Source organism: Lacticaseibacillus casei DSM 20011 = JCM 1134 = ATCC 393, assembly GCF_000829055.1.
Lineage (GTDB): Bacteria > Bacillota > Bacilli > Lactobacillales > Lactobacillaceae > Lacticaseibacillus > Lacticaseibacillus casei.
In genome coordinates, this window is record NZ_AP012544.1 from 81,624 (window position 1) to 99,588 (window position 17,965).

Consider the following 17,965-nt stretch of genomic DNA (forward strand, 5'->3'; position numbering starts at 1 on the left):
TAGGTCAAAAGGCGTCGTAAAACAAACCTTTCCTGGATATTCATGCGTTAAAAGTACTTCTTAGATTTCAAACCGGACGCATATATGGGTCAAGTGAAACAGTACAACAAGTGATTGATTTTCTAAAGACAATAGATGTACGTAAGCAAATAAGGTACTATTGGTATATGAAGTATTAATCCTCGATGGAGGATGCGTTGAAAAGCGAGGATGTAATTTCGTGCTTCGATGTTCTTAAAAACTACATGGCCTATCAGCTTGGAGAAAACGGGATTCCGGTATTTAATGTTAAGTGGATACAACGATTAGCAATCAGAAACAAGCTTTCCGCGGCGGAACTCGTTGATAAAGAGATAATAAATCTCTTTGATGCTATTCAGCCGAAGCTACTGCATGTTGTGACAGAAGTTAGAAACTCATAATTGGAGGATGAAGCAATGAATGATGAACTTAAGAATTACCTGTTTACGTTGAAGGAAGATCCCGAATTCGATTTGCTTGAGGTCAATGCTGCCGAATTATTATTATAAAAGAGACCCAAATTGCAAGAACAAGTTAGCCGGGGTGTTGAGACACTCCCAAGAACAGCCTGTTATCTTATGAGTGGTTCATTGTTTAGCTTACGTGTTGTGCTGAACGCCGAGTCCGGCGCACTTCGGTCTCAAAACACTCCTGGGGGCCACGGTAGTCTAGCTTTCTCCGGGGAAGCCCGTTAAGACGGTCTTGGGTAGCCAGCACCTGGCTGGGACTAACATCATCCAGCGACTCGTCTTTTGGGTAGTCACGTCTAATCATGCGATTGTGGGCCTCGTTGGAGCCGCGATCGCATGAGGTGTATGAATGCGCGTAGAAGATGTCTGTATCTGTGTCCTCAAAGGCCTTATCCAGAGTCGAGAACTCCGGGCCATTGTCTGCGGTAATCGTGCGCAGACAGTCACCCCACTCAAGCTTGATTTCTCGTAACGCAAACTCCACAGAGTCCGAGTCTCGGCCGTCGATCAGTCGGAGAAGTTGGCAACGAGTCTTCCGCTCAATCAGGCTAAGGATGACGCTCTCACGGCCATTGCGTTTCCCGACAACGGTATCCATCTCCCAATGTCCGAACTGCTTGCGGCGTTCGACAGCCTTAGGACGCTCCTCAATACTGCGGCCGGCTAGGCGCTTATGCTTAGTGCTCTTGTGTTGCTTGGTCCGCCGATTTGCCTTCTCCACGAGATCGATGTTCCGAATTTCTAAGCGTTGATCATCGATGTAGCGATATAAAGTGGTTGTGCACACCATCTCCTCAGGGGTGAATAGCTTGGCTCGCCGTGCGGCGCCAACGGCTGCATCAGGCGACCAGTGTTCAGTCTTGGCCTGATTAACATACCAGGCCAGGAAGTGGCTTGTAGCGGCGAATTTATCCGGCCTATGACAATTCAGACGTGCGGTCTCATAGCGCGTCTGAGCAGCTTCAGGACTATATTCCGTATGATAAATCAGTTTGCCATTAATGCGCTTAGCCTGCTTGGCAGTCCCTCGGTCAATCTCATTATTGATGGTTTGATGGCAGACGCCAATTTTGGCAGCAATTTCGCGTTTGGAGGTGCCGGTGGCGTAAAGTTCTGCAATTCTACCACGTTCCATTTGAGACAAATGATGACCTGGTTGACGACGTGTGATATCCTGTTCATGCATCAGGACAATACCTCTTTCATTGTTTGTGTTGGAACTTCAATGATACAGGATATCTGTTCTTGATGTTTTTTATTGTCCCAAATTTGTAATAAAAGTGGCTAACTTGATTTTAAAACGCGCGATTATAAAAGAGAGACTGGTTATGAAAAACTCGTGGACTCCTGAGATTGTCAAGTACGGTAGTAAAGGCAAGCTTTTAATGCTTGTACTGACAATGCTAGGCAACTCATTGTTTAATCTACTGGTTGCATTAATTATCGGGTTTATTACCAGCGTGGCCATGAATAAATTCTCTGGGCCTGAGGCTATTCTACGAACAGCTTTTATTTATTTATCCGCATTTGTGGTTTTGTCACTGTCGATGTTTTGGAATGTTTCACTAAAGGCCACCTTTGAACGGGATTGCATGGTTAAGGTTCGCAATATGACCATTCAAGGGATTGTAGATGGGACTTCAGGCACGAAAATAGGCTTGTCTTTTTTGACTAATGATCTGAAGTTCTATATGGATTCGGCGATAACGACTGAACTAAATATGCTGCAAAATATTATGACGTTTATAGTGTCTGTGATTGCAGCTCTTCAAATTAGCATCTTGCTTTCAGTCCTATATTTCATAGCCGCCTCAATACCATACGTTATTACCAGAGTGTTTCGATCGTCAATCAAGAATCGCTCAGTCAAGTGGCAGGAGAAAAATAAGGAATACACAGGCTTTTTTAAAAGGGTCATAGACGGAGCCCAGATCATTAGAGACTTACAAACGCAGAACTTTATATATAAACGATCTGGTAACGTAGTAAGAGCTGCAGAGAATGAATATGCTAGGTTGACCAAAGCCACTAAAACAATTGGGAAAATTGTTATTCTGTCAGGGTGCTTGTTCTCATCATTCATACCCTTTTTTATCGGGGCAATTGAGGTGGCCAAAAATGTAATATCATTGTCTGCGTTGATGACGTTGGTTCAGATTGCTAACAATTTGTTTAATCCAATTTCAGAAATAACACAGCTTGTGTCTGATCGATATGCTGCCCTTCCCATAATTATGAAACTTGAAAAGCTCAGGGAATCCAGGTTATTTTTAAGGACCGGGTTGATATTTCATAGTCAGGAATCGAGCCCTGATGCATACATTTTAAGTTCCCAGTTTAATTATACGTCCGGGGTTAGTTTTTCAATAGACGGATCGAATCGTATAGAAATAGGGCAGAGGGTTTTAATTGTTGGACCATCTGGTGTAGGGAAGTCAACTTTATTAAAAACCATTGCCGGTATTGAAAAAGCAGAAGCAGGCACTGTATCCTTATGGATGAATGGGAGAAAGTTAGCCTATGATTCGGCTTGCTTTTTATACGTTGAACAATTTCCGGTAATTTTTCCAGGAACTGTGTTAGACAATATCGTCTTGGGTCAGGAAGTTGATAGGGGTCAACTGAAAGAAGTACTAGAAGTGCTTAAACTCAATCAGGTTGTTCTACGAAACAATACCTCATTTGACGAAAGCCAAGCGCCTATTCTATCGGGTGGTGAAAAGCAGAGAGTTGCTTTGGCAAGAGCTCTACTTTTATCTAGACGTTACTTACTACTGGATGAGGTGACGTCTGCATTGGATGTTGAACTTTCCAAACGTGTACATGATTACCTTTTTTCATTAAAACGAGGATTTGCCGAAGTTTCTCACAAGGTAACAATGACTAATCTTCAGGACTATGACGTAGTTTTAAAAGTTAAAGGAGTGGGAAAATGAAGGTTGATACAAGCCAGTTACAAAAAGAGATCATAGAGAACAAACAGAACCATGGCTTTAATACTACGGATGTTAAGTTTGAATTGCTTTGCCTGTACGGAGAGGTTAATGAACTCTTCAGAGCGTATCTTAAAAATGACCATGCGAACATTGAGGAAGAGCTTGCTGATGTTAATATTTTTCTCCTGGGGATTGCCGAAATGGTCGGTACAGATCTTGGGCGAGATGTTGTAAACAAAGTGAAGATCAATAAGACTCGTGTTTATAAGAATGGGGTCAAAGTTGGTCGACATAAATAGTGACTTTTGAATGAGATGTAAGCTTTATACCTTATCATTCGGTATGAAATCACAATGAGTGATATCCGTCCTGAATGTCAATTAAAATTGGTGCGATGTGAATATCTGGTAGCACACCAAAGTTGGCATGTGCCATAACTCTGACCGGATTGCCCGGCTATTTTTAGGCAGAATGCAATTGTGAAATAAACAACAAAAGCCGGCTAATCACATGATACATATGTAAGCGGCTTTTTAGTTGACATTATGGAATTTTCGGAAGTATTATTAATGCGTAAAAATAACGAGTAATCTTGTGAACCCGTTTCTATGTTTGGAGGGTACAAACATGAAACTGAGGGCAAAATTAGCAACGTTGGTTGCTTCTAGTGCAATTGCTTTGGCATTTATCACACCGTCCGTTACAGCTGTCTCAGCGGCATCGGGTTTTGACACAACGCCTCCTGTAGCCACTAAAACTGGCACCGGTGACATTACAAGTGATTGGAGTGCTTGGTCGCCGGAACAAATCACACAGTTTCTAAATTCAGCATCTACGTTGCAACCAGCCGTTGGTGAAAATGCGAATGTAGCTTTGCCGAAAAAGAACTTGTCAGCTAGTGAGATCGATGCTCTGGTAAATGAGTTGGCCGTAAAGTATCCGACACTGTCGAAAGAATACTTGCGAAATGGTGTCTATAAGCAGCTGAATGGCGATTATTCAATTGCTCCGGATAATTTTAGTAATGGGGTCTCGTTACGAGCTTGGGCTGGTATTACGGTATCCCAGATGGGTGCAGCAATTGACACAGCCATCGCGATCGCTCTAGGTGTAAGTACTGGTGGCCTTGGAGCGGCTATTGGTCATGTTGGCAAACATGCTGCGGAGAGTGTTGTCAGGAATGTTGTCGTCAAGTTTCTTGGAAGTAAAGCATTGGCCGCCGGAATTGATTTCGCAGTTGCTTTATCGTCTCCAGGTGGCGATATTGCAAAATGGTGGGATCAACACGATGCGTACCCAAATAACGGTATCATCAACTTCTAGAACCTGATCGGAATAACAACAAAAACAATGAACAGAGGGAAGATATGAAATATCGTAAATTGCAAGAACAAGTTAGCCAGTCGTTGAGGACAATCCCAGAACAGGCCGTTATCAAATAGAAGTTGTGGCGCTAGAGAGACTACTGGGCCATGCGGCGAACGCGCCGAGCTTCGGCCTCAAAGTTTTGCTGGGGTGTGCAGTAGCCCTGTTGTTTGCGAGGCAACTGATTCAAGCGGTCTTGCGTGGCCTGCACTTGACTAGGGCTAATGTCATCTAGGGACATGCCCTTAGGGAAGTCCTGGCGAATCATCCGGTTATGTGCCTCGTTGGTGCCACGGTCGCAGGACGTGTAAGGATGGGCGTAGAAGATCTCAGTTTCCGTCCCAGCAAAAGCAGTATTTAAGGCGGTGAACTCGGGTCCGTTGTCGGCTGTGATGGTCTTGATGCAAGCTCCCCATTCGCGCTTGATTCCACGCAATGCATAGCTCACAGAGTCTGCATCTCGTCCTTCGATCAAGCGGAGAAGTTGGCAACGGGTCTTGCGCTCAATCAGAGTCAAGATGACGCTCTCCTTGCCATTGCGTTTACCGACAATGGTATCCATCTCCCAGTGACCGAACTGCCTGCGTCGTTCAACGACCTTAGGCCGTTCCTCGATACTGCGGCCAGCCAGGCGCTTAGCCTTGGTGTGGTGCTGGTGAGAGGTCTTCCGCTTAGTCTTCTCCAACAGGTCGATATTTCGAATCTCTAGGCGTTGGTCGTCAATGTACTGGTACAAAGTCGAGGCACAAACAAGCTCTTCAGGAGTAAACAGCTTGTGTCGCTTGGCATAGCCGATTGAAGCATCCGGCGACCATTTGTCCTGCTTAGCTCGCTGTACGTACCAGGCTAAGAAGACCTGTACGCTGGCGAACTTGTCAGGACGATGACAGCTCAAGCGTGCAGTCTCGTAACGTGCCTGAGCAGCCTCTGGCAGGTATTGTCGATGGTAGACGCGCTTGCCATTACTCTTCTTGACCTGATCTACTGTACCTCGCTTGATTTCATTATTAATGGTCTGCGGGCAGACGCCAATTTCAGCAGCAATCCAACGATTGGACTTCCCAGCTTGGCGGAATCCGGCCACTTTTCCGCGCTCGAGTGATGTTAAGTGCTGACCTTTTTGGCGGTGTGTGCTATCCTGTTTCTGCATCAAGACAATATCCTCTTCCATTGTTTGTGTAGGAACTTCAATGATACAGGATATCTGTTCTTGATGTTTTTTATTGTCCAAAAAATTTTGAGACAGTGGCTAACTTGATTCTAAAATGCGCGGTCGTAAATTGCAAGAACAAGTTAGCCAGTCGTTGAGGACAATCCCAGAACAGGCCGTTATCAAATAGAAGTTGTGGCGCTAGAGAGACTACTGGGCCATGCGGCGAACGCGCCGAGCTTCGGCCTCAAAGTTTTGCTGGGGTGTGCAGTAGCCCTGTTGTTTGCGAGGCAACTGATTCAAGCGGTCTTGCGTGGCCTGCACTTGACTAGGGCTAATGTCATCTAGGGACATGCCCTTAGGGAAGTCCTGGCGGATCATCCGGTTATGTGCCTCGTTGGTGCCACGGTCGCAGGACGTGTAAGGATGGGCGTAGAAGATCTCAGTTTCCGTCCCAGCAAAAGCAGTATTTAAGGCGGTGAACTCGGGTCCGTTGTCGGCTGTGATGGTCTTGATGCAAGCTCCCCATTCGCGCTTGATTCCACGCAATGCATAGCTCACAGAGTCTGCATCTCGTCCTTCGATCAAGCGGAGAAGTTGGCAACGGGTCTTGCGCTCAATCAGAGTCAAGATGACGCTCTCCTTGCCATTGCGTTTACCGACAATGGTATCCATCTCCCAGTGACCGAACTGCCTGCGTCGTTCAACGACCTTAGGCCGTTCCTCGATACTGCGGCCAGCCAGGCGCTTAGCCTTGGTGTGGTGCTGGTGAGAGGTCTTCCGCTTAGTCTTCTCCAACAGGTCGATATTTCGAATCTCTAGGCGTTGGTCGTCAATGTACTGGTACAAAGTCGAGGCACAAACAAGCTCTTCAGGAGTAAACAGCTTGTGTCGCTTGGCATAGCCGATTGAAGCATCCGGCGACCATTTGTCCTGCTTAGCTCGCTGTACGTACCAGGCTAAGAAGACCTGTACGCTGGCGAACTTGTCAGGACGATGACAGCTCAAGCGTGCAGTCTCGTAACGTACCTGAGCAGCCTCTGGCAGGTATTGTCGATGGTAGACGCGCTTGCCATTACTCTTCTTGACCTGATCTACTGTACCTCGCTTGATTTCATTATTAATGGTCTGCGGGCAGACGCCAATTTCAGCAGCAATCCAACGATTGGACTTCCCAGCTTGGCGGAATCCGGCCACTTTTCCGCGCTCGAGTGATGTTAAGTGCTGACCTTTTTGGCGGTGTGTGCTATCCTGTTTCTGCATCAAGACAATATCCTCTTCCATTGTTTGTGTAGGAACTTCAATGATACAGGATATCTGTTCTTGATGTTTTTTATTGTCCAAAAAATTTTGAGACAGTGGCTAACTTGATTCTAAAATGCGCGGCTCGATTTCAGTTAAACTCTCCATAACTATCGACACCTCACGCTAGGTATATAGCATATAATGCTCTTTTATGCGAGAGCATTTCGGAAATCTTAAAGCCATGTCGATGAATCTTTAAAAACACTTTATTTGATTTTTTAGGCGGTTCTTCTGCAGTTTGAACAGACTTCTGTAACGTCTCTGAGCAGGCTTTTGAATGTGCAGTGCCTCTTGTTTTCCTAACCCCAACCGTGCTTACTCCAACACGGTGCCAAACCACGGTGAGTTCGTAACGATCGGCGCGTCAGCGTTCAGAAGGTCGAAGCGACTCGCCATTTTTTTGAGCGCGAGCAGGAGTGCTTAGAAATCGGAGTGTAAGTGGCCTCTATCCCCAAATGGCTGGGCTTTGGCCATTTGGGGATAGAGGTCCTTACATGTAGATTTCTGCGACTGCGAGCGCGTTATAGAACGCAAAAGACAACCTCCCACAATTGTCCTGAATAGAACCAATTTCCAATGTGACCCATCTCAATCAACCACTACCCCAAAAAACAAAAACCGCAACCAACACTACCGGCTGCGGCCAAACAAACAATTCAACTGAGCAAGACGTCGCTGATACCCCAAGTTTCAGGATGCCGGCTCAGTGTCTAACTTTTTGGACTTAGCATGTGCCGTTAATGCCTCCCAATTAACCAGCGGCAGTTGGGCAACGGCACCCAGGATTAAGATCAGTGACCAGGTGAGGATCAGACTCATGGTGACATCACCAGTGAAGTGGGCAAGAATCCGGACACGGGTATAGGCCATGATGGCGCCGTAAGCAAAGGTGAGCCAGAAAACCAGGCGTTGGCGCTTAGGCTTGTCGCGGTCAACGAACCAAGTCAGTGTGAGGATCGTTGCGGCTGTTTGCGTATGACCGGACGGAAAACTCATGTGGCCGTTCGCTCCATTGGGATGGAACCAACTGGTGAAGTGCGCTGGGTTGCCATTTAATTCGTATGGACGGAAGCGGCCCCAGAAGGTTTTCATCGCGTTTACAATCTGATCGGACATGATGCAGACTAAGGTGGCCACAAGTGCGACCTTCAATAAGTAACGCAGCTGTTCGTCGCTTTTGTGCGAGAGCCAATATTGACTGCCGGCAAAAACCGCAACGTAAAGCACAATGAACAGAATGAGACTGGTGGCACCAGGCAAGGCAAGCTTGCTGCCATCGGAATTGGCCATTCCCATTGGCTTGCCTGCGTTGATGTCGTTGAGCGATGTGATTACCATCGTCATCGCATATTTCAGGTAGCCGGCCCATAATTCCCAACCGGCGTAAATGACACTACCAATAATCATTAGCGTGCGAATGTGCCATGCAAGCTGCGAAGAACGCAGCGCATAGTGACAAACAATATTGCAGCTGATCATAATAATCAGCGGTGCCGTCCACAGACCGACATCTTGAAAGAGCGTGGCGAACGGATCGTTCATATCGCCAATGATTTGTGAAATCTGCCAGTCAAAACCGGCCGCTGCAGCTAACAATAAAAGTAAAATACCAGCAACAATCAGAAAAATATGTTGGCGGATTGGAGCGTTTAACTTTTGCGTTTGGTCCATTTTTCTACCTCCCTTGTACTTTGAAAATAGCACAGAGTTTGCAGAAAATGGGGGGATTTACGCGACCTGTACGCAACATTTAAGTCACCGATACGAAATTTACAGAGGCTTAGGCAAAGAAGGGTTCGTTAATCGTTAATTGCCGTTGGTCGAAGTCGACGGTTGCCTGTAAGCCATACGGTAAAATGGTGCGCGGGTAGGCGTGACCGAAGTTGAGGTTGTATAGAATCGGCGTTTGATAAGAAGCCGTTACGTCCAAAAGCACTTGTTGGTACTCGGTAAAATAAGTTTCATTTTGCGGTTTGCCAACCAAAATGGCGCGTACTTGCTGCAAGACACCATGATCATCCAGATGCCGTAGAAATTGACGATACGTCGTTGGATCGATTTTTTCCTCAGAGGTTTCAATGAAGAGGATTTTGTCTGCCCAGGATTGCGGGAAAAGGTGATACTTCTCGGCAACTTGCGGCTCATCGGAGTAGCGGACAGGATATAGCAAATCGTGAAGACTATCGAGGCACCCACCGAGCAAGGTCCCGGTGACGCGGCCATGACCGCGTAAGGTTAAGTAGCTGTGCTGCTCTGGATGAGCTCTGCGTGGCACCCCTAGCTGATCGGCGGAAAAATCGGTTCGCTCTTCATACCATGTCGGACTGGATGTGATCGCCGTGGCCGCCGGGTTTTCAAAGAAATGGTGAAAACTGGCTGCCGTGTAAGGCAATAACTGCTTATCCAGTTCGGCCAGATCATTCAGGAAGTTCGGCCCATAAAAGGTGGTCATCCCCAGCTGGTAGAACATGAGATGATCGATGGTTGTGTCAGAAAATCCCGTGAAAATTTTCGGATGATTTTTAACCGCTTCAATAAATTCCGGGTCGTCAAGCAGATAGGGCACGATTCGATAAGTATCATCGCCGCCGATCGCACAAATAATGCCTTTGATATCCGGATCGGTCATGGCGGTCTTTAAATCAGCGGCCCGTGCTTCGGGATGGGCTTTTAAATACGCTTGACCGCGTAAAGCATTGGGCATAAAGCGCGGGACCAGCCCCATTGCTTCAAGGCGTTTGGTCCCCAGTTCCCGTTGATGCGCGGCAAAGGCCTCCCCTAGTGTCCCCGCGCTCAGACTGACAATGGCAACTTGATCATGTTGATGCAACTTCGGTGGTTTGATCATTTAACATGCCTCCTTTGGCAATGATTGAGTCTATTATTCATGATAGGTCAGGCACATGCAAGCAGGATTGATTTTCGCGATTCGTTAAAGTTGTGTTTCCACCCGGCATGCTGGTAAGATCGAAGGGTAGCTAGTGAATGCGTGAACGAGGGGATAAATCATGTATACCATTCAAACTGCCGCAACGGTTGGGGCAAGGGGCACGGTGATCACGATTGCACCGCCGATTGAACGGATTCGACCAGGTGATCCGATTCGGCTTAATGGCAAAAGGGTTGGCAGAGTGCGCGCGATTGAGAAAGCCAATCATCCGCACCATGTTAACGATAAGCCGTGTACCGGATTAGTGATCACGATTCCGGTTAAACCCGGTGACACCATTGAGTTTCCGCAATCACCACGCAAGTCATGACGCCAGCAGATTGGCGGGCGGCGCGACTATTTGATGAATGTAAACAGGCATCCACATTCATTTAAAGTAATCGCAACGCAAAAAATCGGTCTTAACCCACAAGGACTCGTTAGGCGAGTTGTTGTGGTTAAGACCGATTTTTTAATGCAGATGAACTAGTCAGCTGACGCGGCCGTCATAATGCCAGCCTCAGTCATCCCGTCTGCGTATAGTTTCAGCTTGCCATTAATAATGTCCATGACAAGATCGCCATATTCAACACCGTCTGCTTCGGCTTCTTGTGGCAAAAGCGATAGCGGCGTCATGCCAGGCAGGTTGTTGGCTTCGATGACCCATACGCCTTTATCGTTAGCAAAAAAATCGATGCGGCCATAGTTTTGTAGGCCTAAAACATCCATGGTTTGCAGCGACACATCTTTCATCGCCTGATGGACGTTTTCATCTAAATCCTTTGGCGGGGTGATGAAGTCGGTGTAACCGGCTTGGAACTTGTGCTTGAAGTCATACCAGCCAGAATGGACTTTAATCTCGATGGCCGAGAAGGCGCGCCCGTTGACAACGCCTAACGAGAATTCGCGACCAGGCGTGAATTCTTCAACAATCGCACTATTATCGAAGCGGAAAACGTCGGCGATGCCACTTTCCAATTCTTCCTGATTGTGGGCGATGTGCGTGCCAACACTGGAACCGCCAGACGTTGGCTTAACAACGACCGGAAAATCAAACGGCACCTTATGTTCGCCGGGTTGATTCCGTTTGAATTCCTTAAATGCAGCGGTCTGGATCCCGTGGTACAACATGATCTCCTTACTGAAGACCTTGTTCATGGTCATCCCTGAAGCCAGCGGACCGGAACCGGTATATTTGACATTGTTCAGGTCCAGCGTTGCCTGAACCTTCCCGTTCTCACCGTCACCGCCGTGCAAGGCCAAAAAGACAATATCTGCGGCTTTGCAGATCGCCAAAACATTCGGGCCAAACAGCTGTGTGCTGCCATCTGTCCGTAACTTGTTGATGTCAGCGTCAGTCAGGATGGCATCCGAAATCTTCAGATCCTTACTGGTGTTGGCGTCGTCAAAAACTTGGTCGACCGTCTTCCCTTCGAGGTCGTAGCCTAGAAACAGGTCAATAAAGGTGGCCTGCTGCCCTTTTTGTCGCAAGGCGTTTGTGATCCGGTAGCCGCTTGAAATCGACACATTGCGTTCCGTGCTCCGGCCGCCTGCTAAAACGACAATTTTCATTTGATAGTACCTCCATGTATTATCCGAGTTTAATAGAAACTACAGTTTAGCACAATCCTGTCTAACCGGCGAGAACGGCGCTTGGATTTGCGGTAAAATTAACCGAAATGAAAGGGATTACTAAAATTCGAATCGACTTAAATTTGAGCAAAAGACTGCAGCAACGTTAACGAGCGCAGTCTAAGGAGGTCACCATGCAATATTCGTGGTTAACAATGCCCCATCATCGTTACTTACTGGTAGCTGATCAAGGGAAACTTATTTTTGTCGGGTCGCCTGATGCTGACTTGCAAGAAGCAGAGCACTATGTAGACGGGCCGTTTGAGTTTAATGCCGAGGCGATGGAACCGTTTCAAACCACCCTGACTGCTTACCTCACAGGAAAAACGAAGGCAGTGACGGTGCCGGTAGCCTTTCATGGCACCGCTTTGCAGACAGCGGTTTGGCAGTACTTGCTAACGATTCCTTATGGCGCGACCAGAACCTATGCGCAAGTCGCAGCAGCAGTCGGGCACGACCGCGCATTTCAGGCAGTCGGGCATGCGGTTGGCCAGAACCTGCTTATGATGGTGATTCCTTGTCATCGGATTTTACGCAAAGACGGCGGGTTAGGCGGTTTTCGTGGCGGCTTAGCGTTGAAACGCAAGCTGCTGGCGCTGGAACAAGGGGCTCGGCCGACCTTTTGACTGCAGGAAAATGCCCAACATTTTTTAAAGACGGAACGAAAGGTTCTATTTTCGGCGCAGGATCTTGTATACTGGTGGTTAGACAAACTAAAAACAAGGGGATAGTGAGACATGAAGATTATCGCTTACGGTGCGCGGGTGGACGAGATCCAATATTTCAAGCAGTGGGCCAAGGAAACCGGCAACACGCTTGAGTATCATACTGAGTTCTTAGATGAGAACACCGTCGAATGGGCAAAAGGCTTTGACGGGATCAACTCGCTGCAAACGACACCTTATGCAGCTGGTGTTTTTGAAAAAATGCATGAATACGGCATCAAGTTTCTGACGATCCGTAACGTCGGCACCGATAACATTGACATGGCGGCCATGAAGCAATATGGTATCCGGTTAAGTAACGTTCCGGCCTATTCACCAGCGGCCATTGCCGAGTTTGCCTTGACCGATACGTTGTACCTGTTGCGTAACATGGGCAAGGTCCAGGCACAGCTGCACGCAGGCGATTATGAAAAGGCCGGCACCTTTATCGGTAAGGAACTTGGCCAGCAAACGGTCGGCGTGATGGGCACTGGGCACATTGGTCGGGTTGCGATCAAACTCTTTAAGGGCTTTGGTGCCAAAGTCATTGCCTACGACCCATACCCGATGAAAGGCGAACATCCGGACTTTGAGTATGTCAGCTTGGAAGAGCTCTTCAAACAAAGTGATATCATTGATCTTCACGTTCCCGGTATCGAGCAAAATACCCACATCATCGATGAAGCCGCATTTGACTTGATGAAACCCGGCGCTATCGTGATCAACACGGCTCGGCCAAACCTGATTGACACGCAGGCCATGCTCAGTAACCTTAAATCCGGCAAGCTAGCCGGTGTTGGCATTGATACTTATGAATATGAAACCGAAGATCTGTTGAACCTAGCCAAGCACGGCAGCTTCGAGGATCCGTTGTGGGATGAACTGCTCGGCATGCCAAACGTTGTCCTCAGCCCACATATCGCATACTACACGGAAACCGCGGTGCACAATATGGTTTACTTCTCGCTGCAGAATCTGGTTGACTTTTTAACCAAGGGTGAGACGAATACGGAAGTAACGGCGCCGGCGAAGTAAGGATCAGAAGGTTAGACCAGCCAAGCGAAAAGAGTGGTTAAGATCAGATTTAAGATGACGACAAAAAGGATTATTTGGATTTGTGCATTTGGCGGTTATCTTTTCAGTGAGCTTACCGGTCGCCTGGCAAAAATGGTAAATAATACCGTATTAGAGTGGAGTATTCGCATTGGCTCTATTGTTGTTGCGTCATTGATCGCCTACGTATTCGGTCACCACTTTGACAAAAAGAAGAAGTCTAGCTCTCAAGCATGACACATTAAAACGCGCTGCTTCCTGTATATTAGGAAGCAGCGCGTTTTAATGTGTCAGGTTTAAATAAATCTGTTGATGACACTGTGTCACTTATTTTTAGGTTACGCCACCAGCATTTATTTCAAACAAACGGCCGGAACTGCGCTAGCACAAAGCCCGTAACGGTCACCAGTGCGAATGCAGCAAGCGCGCTCCACAGGATGGCTTTACTTAGGTTCTGTTGCTTTTTACCTGCAAAGGCAACTTCGATTAACCCGATTAAACCAATAGCCAACAAAATTTTAACGACTGTCAGTAAAGGGTTGCGGTCGAATGCGAAACGCATCAGCACGACGCCGGTCACGATCGAAACCAGGTAACAAACGCGCGCGATCATCGTCCACATGACAAACTGGCGCGTCCGACTGAAAATGGCAATCCCAGCTGCAACTGCCAACACTGACCATGAAATAAGATGTAGCCAAAGCCACATAAAGAAAACCTCCCTTAAACCAGCAAAAGTATTAGTTACACTATACCGCTTTTTCTGAAAAAACGGACGATATTTGGGCGTTGTCAGTAAAACACGAACATTAACGATGACCTTTTTAAAAAATAAACGTATTTTCTATTGCAAGTTGATGTGTTCTTCGGTAAACTTTTCATATTCAAAGTTTAGGGGAGCGTGTCATGGAAAACTTTTTTCATTTGAAGCAAAATAAAACCACGCCGATGACCGAGGTCATGGCGGGGTTGACCACATTTTTTGCAATGTCATATATTTTATTCGTTAACCCTCAAGTGCTGTCACAAACCGGGATGCCGGCGCAGGCAGTTTTCCTCGCGACGATCATCGCGAGTGCGGTTGGGACGTTGGTTATGGGATTGTTCGCCAATGTGCCTTATGCTTTGGCGCCGGGCATGGGCCTGAACGCCTTCTTCACGTACACGGTTGTCTTCGCCCTTGGGTTTAGTTGGCAGGAAGCCTTGGCGCTTGTCTTCATCTGTGGTGTGATTAACATTTTGATCACCGTCACGAAGATTCGGAAATTGATCATTGTGGCGATTCCGGAAACCATTCAACATGCGATTGGTGGTGGTATCGGGGTTTTCGTTGCGTATATCGGGATCAAAAATGCCGGTTTCTTGCAGTTCACCTCCGAAGCATCAAGCATTAACACGATTAACGGCCAGCCGCTGAAGGCCGGTGCGTTGACCCTCAAACATGGGGTTGAATCAGTTGTTTCCAACGGTGGGATTGTGCCAGCGCTGGTTAACTTCACTCAGGCTGGTGCTGTGCTGGCCTTGATCGGGTTGGTCATCATGGTCATCTTGAATGTCAAAAAGGTGCCTGGTGCGATTTTAATCGGGATTCTGTTGACAACGATTATCGGGATTCCGATGGGTGTCACCGATTTGCATCTTAGCGCCGCAAATTCCTTTGGCAGCACCTTCGCATCGCTTCAAACAACCTTTGGCGCGGCCTTCTCGGCTAAAGGGATGGGTTCGCTGTTCACGAATCCGGATAAAATCGTGCTGTCCATCATGACGATTTTTGCCTTTAGTTTCTCGGATATTTTTGACACGCTGGGCACCTTCATCGGAACCGGCCGGCGTACCGGGATTTTCTCCGATGCCGATGAGCATGCCTTAGAAGAAGGATCAGGCTTTTCATCGAAAATGGATCGGGCACTGTTCGCCGATTCGATTGCGACGGGCGTTGGGTCGATCTTCGGAACCAGTAACGTCACCACTTATGTCGAAAGTGCGGCTGGTATCGGTGCCGGCGGTCGAACCGGATTGACTTCGGTTGTTGTCGCAGGGATGTTCCTGATCAGTTCGATTTTCGCACCGTTTATCGCCATTGTGCCGACACAGGCGTTGGCACCGGCGTTGATTCTGGTCGGGATTATGATGATGAGTACCTTCAAGGAAATCGAATGGGAAGACCTGTCCCAAGCCATTCCGGCGTTCATGGCATCAATTGTCATGGGCTTTGTCTATAACATTTCATACGGCATTGCGGCTGGCTTTATCTTCTACTGCCTGATCAAACTGATCACCGGTAAAGCCAAGGAAATCCATCCGGTTCTCGCCGTTGTTACTATCGGCTTCATTTTGAACTTTGTCATTCTCGCAGCATTATAAAAATACGCAAAAACCACTGTCAGGCGGCAGTGGTTTTTGCGTGAACGCGTTCCAAAGCGTGGGCTATTTTGGACGCTCGGTGAAATGCCGAATCTATGCTATGCTCATCTCGAGGTGATTAAGAATGGCTCTTAAAGTAATTTTCCATTTAGATACAACTGGGCGCTGGCCCCATCTGGCTTCGAATCTGACTAACTTTTTGACGGCTGAGCCAAATGCTGATCTGGAAGTTCTGGTGAACGGCGATGGCATTACCGTTTATTTTGATCAGGAGGTTGTCGATTTCATTGCTGCCCATCCGCAGGTGAAGTTCTTTGCCTGCCACAACTCGCTAGCGCAACGCCACTTGGATGAAAAGCAGTTGCCGGCGACCGTGGCAATCGTCCCGGTTGGTGTGGTTAAACTGGCGCAGGCGGAAACAGCCGGTTATGCGTACATTAAGCCATAAAGTAACTTAAGGTTTCACTGCTGGTTGTGGTTCCGTGTTGAATGGCACGAGATTGCGCTCGATGGCGGCGCGCTGATCTTCCAAAAACGGCGGCAATTCAAGGTGAACGCCAGCTTGTTCGTAGGTTTCATCAAGCAAGAAGCCTGGGCCATCGGTGGCAATTTCAAAAAGCAGCTCAGGAATCGGGCGGAAATATTCAGACGCAAAGTAGAATCGATCGACGAAGCCGGAAGCATCCAAGCCGGCTCCGCCGATTTTTTTGATCCAGTATTGCAAGCTGTCGCGATCATCCGTCCGAAATGCAAGGTGGTGAACACCGCCAAAGCCTTGATAGGCAGCAGGAATCAAACGTTGATAGTCAATGATCACTTGCGCACCATGACCGCCGTGATTTAGCTCAAGTAAGGTATATTGGCCGTCTTTGGCGATCTTTTCAAAGCCAAGTAGATCGGTCATGATGCCGATAAGTTCCTCATAGTGATCGGTGGTAATGTACTCGGGACCGAGGCCGCCGATCGCAAACTCCGGCGGCACGGGTGAATGCCGCCACGGGGTACCTGCCGGGATGCCGTGGTGATGTTCATCGCTAATCAGCTGATATTGTTGGCCATCAAAATCGTGAAACGGCAATATTTTGGCACCGAATAGTTCGGTGATCGCGTCATGGCGCACACGTTGCTCGTCAAACCGTTTGACCCAATAATTGAGGGCATCATCGGATGGCACGCGAAAACTGGTGCGGGCAATTTCGTTGTTGCCATGCTGGGCTTTTTGGATGCCGGGGAAGTCGAAGAACGTGATGTCCGTTCCCGGGGTGCCCATGTCATCCGTGAAATACAGGTGGTAGGTGCGCACATCGTCTTGATTAACGGTTTTCTTAATGAGATGGAGACCTAGAATACCACTCATAAAGTGAAAAATCCGTGGTGCGCTTGACGTAATAGCGGTTAGATGATGTAAACCGGTTAATTGATTAGGCATGATGGGCACTTCCTTTTACTTATATTTAGTAAGTGAAAGGTACCATGCTGCCCAACATATTGCAAGGGCTTGCGTTTTCCTTAAGTTGATTAAGCTCTTTTCAAAATGTTGTACTCGGTCGCGATCTGGCCCTAACGACATGATATGCTCACCTCATTAACGTAAATCCAGGTAAAGGAGCCCGAGGCGAACATGTTTAACTTTTTAGATAATCCAGATGAATATAAACGGTTGATGAAAATGGAAATATTGATCACGGTCGTTGCCGTGGCTGCCAGTGTCGTGCTCTTCAACTTTGGCGTGCTGACTGGGGCCTTGTTTGCGACCATCGCTGCTGCATTCTTCTTGATGGACGCAATCGTCGAAGGACTGCGACTGTTAGGAGCATCACGCGGATTCAGCCGCTTCATCGGCACGGCTGTCGCGATCCCGGCATTGGCAGGCTACTTGATGGTGATGATCGCCCGCTTCCCAATTGGCATAGCGTAACGGGATTGAAAGTATCAACGACTTGCAACTGATCAAGCACAAGGACACTCAAAAAGCGATCTCCGACATGAGGGATCGCTTTTTGAGTGCCTCTGGATTGATCTGATCAGAGTTACGC

General features: G+C 47.6%; 18 protein-coding genes. 10 read left to right on the top strand and 8 right to left on the bottom strand.

Annotated elements, in window-relative coordinates; all coding sequences use genetic code 11:
- The first annotated feature begins 197 nt into the window (after window positions 1–197).
- Complete coding sequence (locus tag LBCZ_RS00370) at window positions 198–422, top strand: hypothetical protein (RefSeq protein WP_025013475.1); 225 nt, start codon at window positions 198–200, stop codon at window positions 420–422.
- Between the two features lie 193 nt (window positions 423–615).
- Here LBCZ_RS00370 and LBCZ_RS00375 read toward each other — a convergent pair whose 3' ends face one another.
- Complete coding sequence (locus tag LBCZ_RS00375; protein WP_041084701.1) at window positions 616–1,677, bottom strand: IS30 family transposase; 1,062 nt, start codon at window positions 1,675–1,677, stop codon at window positions 616–618.
- 142 nt (window positions 1,678–1,819) lie between these two features.
- Here LBCZ_RS00375 and LBCZ_RS00380 point away from each other — a divergent pair, with 142 nt between their 5' ends.
- From LBCZ_RS00380 to LBCZ_RS14490, 3 genes are all read left to right on the top strand, one after another.
- A complete protein-coding gene (locus tag LBCZ_RS00380; RefSeq protein ID WP_039638697.1) occupies window positions 1,820–3,427 on the top strand; it encodes an ATP-binding cassette domain-containing protein in 1,608 nt (535 codons plus the stop codon).
- The gene (locus LBCZ_RS00385; protein WP_025013998.1) at window positions 3,424–3,726 is read left to right on the top strand and encodes a MazG-like family protein; all 303 of its coding nucleotides are present in this window, start codon (window positions 3,424–3,426) and stop codon (window positions 3,724–3,726) included. The genes LBCZ_RS00380 and LBCZ_RS00385 overlap by 4 nt, the downstream gene beginning before the upstream one ends.
- Before the next feature lie 328 nt (window positions 3,727–4,054).
- Window positions 4,055–4,750 carry a hypothetical protein gene (locus tag LBCZ_RS14490; protein WP_025013999.1) on the top strand — a complete coding sequence of 232 codons (696 nt, stop codon included), beginning with the start codon at window positions 4,055–4,057 and terminating at the stop codon, window positions 4,748–4,750.
- Window positions 4,751–4,889: 139 nt separating this feature from the next.
- Here the strand turns inward: LBCZ_RS14490 and LBCZ_RS00395 are convergent, their stop codons facing one another.
- From LBCZ_RS00395 to LBCZ_RS00410, 4 genes are all read right to left on the bottom strand, one after another.
- The gene (locus tag LBCZ_RS00395; RefSeq protein ID WP_010620018.1) at window positions 4,890–5,942 is read right to left on the bottom strand and encodes an IS30 family transposase; all 1,053 of its coding nucleotides are present in this window, start codon (window positions 5,940–5,942) and stop codon (window positions 4,890–4,892) included.
- A 210-nt stretch (window positions 5,943–6,152) separates the two neighbouring features.
- Window positions 6,153–7,205: an IS30 family transposase gene (locus tag LBCZ_RS00400; protein WP_039639785.1), complete on the bottom strand. Its 1,053-nt coding sequence runs from the start codon at window positions 7,203–7,205 to the stop codon at window positions 6,153–6,155.
- A gap of 732 nt (window positions 7,206–7,937) precedes the next feature.
- Complete coding sequence (locus tag LBCZ_RS00405; protein WP_025013725.1) at window positions 7,938–8,918, bottom strand: phosphatase PAP2 family protein; 981 nt, start codon at window positions 8,916–8,918, stop codon at window positions 7,938–7,940.
- Window positions 8,919–9,027: 109 nt separating this feature from the next.
- Window positions 9,028–10,095: a S66 family peptidase gene (locus LBCZ_RS00410; RefSeq protein ID WP_025013726.1), complete on the bottom strand. Its 1,068-nt coding sequence runs from the start codon at window positions 10,093–10,095 to the stop codon at window positions 9,028–9,030.
- Window positions 10,096–10,255: 160 nt separating this feature from the next.
- On the opposite strand from LBCZ_RS00410, the gene LBCZ_RS00415 reads away from it, so the two are divergent.
- Entirely contained in the window at window positions 10,256–10,507 is a 252-nt protein-coding gene (locus LBCZ_RS00415) for an MlaD family protein (RefSeq protein WP_025013727.1), read from the top strand.
- Window positions 10,508–10,662: 155 nt separating this feature from the next.
- Here the strand turns inward: LBCZ_RS00415 and LBCZ_RS00420 are convergent, their stop codons facing one another.
- The gene (locus tag LBCZ_RS00420; RefSeq protein WP_039639736.1) at window positions 10,663–11,748 is read right to left on the bottom strand and encodes a D-alanine--D-alanine ligase family protein; all 1,086 of its coding nucleotides are present in this window, start codon (window positions 11,746–11,748) and stop codon (window positions 10,663–10,665) included.
- A 194-nt stretch (window positions 11,749–11,942) separates the two neighbouring features.
- Here LBCZ_RS00420 and LBCZ_RS00425 point away from each other — a divergent pair, with 194 nt between their 5' ends.
- A complete protein-coding gene (locus LBCZ_RS00425; RefSeq protein ID WP_025013728.1) occupies window positions 11,943–12,434 on the top strand; it encodes a methylated-DNA--[protein]-cysteine S-methyltransferase in 492 nt (163 codons plus the stop codon).
- A gap of 111 nt (window positions 12,435–12,545) precedes the next feature.
- On the top strand, window positions 12,546–13,547 hold the full coding sequence (locus LBCZ_RS00430; protein ID WP_025013729.1) for a D-2-hydroxyisocaproate dehydrogenase: 1,002 nt from the start codon (window positions 12,546–12,548) through the stop codon (window positions 13,545–13,547).
- Window positions 13,548–13,923: 376 nt separating this feature from the next.
- Here LBCZ_RS00430 and LBCZ_RS00440 read toward each other — a convergent pair whose 3' ends face one another.
- On the bottom strand, window positions 13,924–14,274 hold the full coding sequence (locus LBCZ_RS00440; RefSeq protein ID WP_025013731.1) for a YisL family protein: 351 nt from the start codon (window positions 14,272–14,274) through the stop codon (window positions 13,924–13,926).
- Window positions 14,275–14,471: 197 nt separating this feature from the next.
- On the opposite strand from LBCZ_RS00440, the gene LBCZ_RS00445 reads away from it, so the two are divergent.
- Complete coding sequence (locus tag LBCZ_RS00445) at window positions 14,472–15,929, top strand: NCS2 family permease (protein WP_039639733.1); 1,458 nt, start codon at window positions 14,472–14,474, stop codon at window positions 15,927–15,929.
- Window positions 15,930–16,053: 124 nt separating this feature from the next.
- Window positions 16,054–16,377: a DsrE family protein gene (locus tag LBCZ_RS00450; protein WP_025013732.1), complete on the top strand. Its 324-nt coding sequence runs from the start codon at window positions 16,054–16,056 to the stop codon at window positions 16,375–16,377.
- A 6-nt stretch (window positions 16,378–16,383) separates the two neighbouring features.
- Here the strand turns inward: LBCZ_RS00450 and LBCZ_RS00455 are convergent, their stop codons facing one another.
- Window positions 16,384–17,358, bottom strand: a complete 975-nt coding sequence (locus LBCZ_RS00455) for a ring-cleaving dioxygenase (RefSeq protein ID WP_039639731.1) — start codon at window positions 17,356–17,358, stop codon at window positions 16,384–16,386.
- A 192-nt stretch (window positions 17,359–17,550) separates the two neighbouring features.
- Between LBCZ_RS00455 and LBCZ_RS00460 the strand changes: the two genes are divergently transcribed.
- A complete protein-coding gene (locus LBCZ_RS00460; protein WP_025013734.1) occupies window positions 17,551–17,847 on the top strand; it encodes a hypothetical protein in 297 nt (98 codons plus the stop codon).
- Window positions 17,848–17,965: the final 118 nt, after the last annotated feature.